The 667-nt window shown below is 38.8% G+C and carries 2 pseudogenes; both read right to left on the minus strand.

The features are described 5' to 3' along the window. A pseudogene (locus R7O13_RS27590) lies at positions 1–255 on the minus strand (alpha-glucosidase); the annotation flags it as partial. A 115-nt stretch (positions 256–370) separates the two neighbouring features. After that, positions 371–667 (minus strand): annotated as a pseudogene (locus R7O13_RS27595) (transcriptional regulator); the annotation flags it as partial.

Here is a 667-nt window from a genome sequence, read left to right on the forward strand (position 1 = left end):
AGCGCCATAACCCGCCGCATCTTCAGGTAGCAAATGGCCATGCCACGCGCCGTTGTCCGTGAGTGCGTTGTACTTCAGGTTCGAATAACTGTCGTAATCACGCAGGTAAGTTGGATTACCAGTACGATCAATCACGTTAGTAAATTCTGAAGTTGGCGCCTGTGGTAAACGGATTTCAGTTTTATCATTGGAACCACATCCAACAAGCGAAATAGTAGCCCCGATCAGAATGGCAAGTGTGCTCTTTTTAAACATACTTTTTCCCTATTATTTACGTTATTTTTATATTCTCATTTATATAAATGAGTGTTTTTAGTGTGTAGAAGCCCGGCTCGCACTAAATAAGCACGAGCTTCCAATAATTATTCTTTTATTTTTCTTTAGCGACAGTGATGGCTTTTAATAAATCGCCATTAATATTCGGAATTGTGTCAGCCAAAAATATCTGATTACCAGGCGTAAAAGTGAGTAAAACATTTTTTAGTCGTTGACTGTTTTCACTGGTTTTATTTTGAACATCAAACTCAATTAATTTGTTGTACACTTCATTTGCCAGTTTTTCTTCTTGTTCTTCGGTAATCGCAATGCGTCCAACACAAATTGGAGGCCGAATATCGTGGCTAAACACTTCTTCACGAAAGCGCTGTGCAAATAGCGTATCTAAATT

It is taken from the genome of Vibrio sp. Y176 (assembly GCF_033438945.1).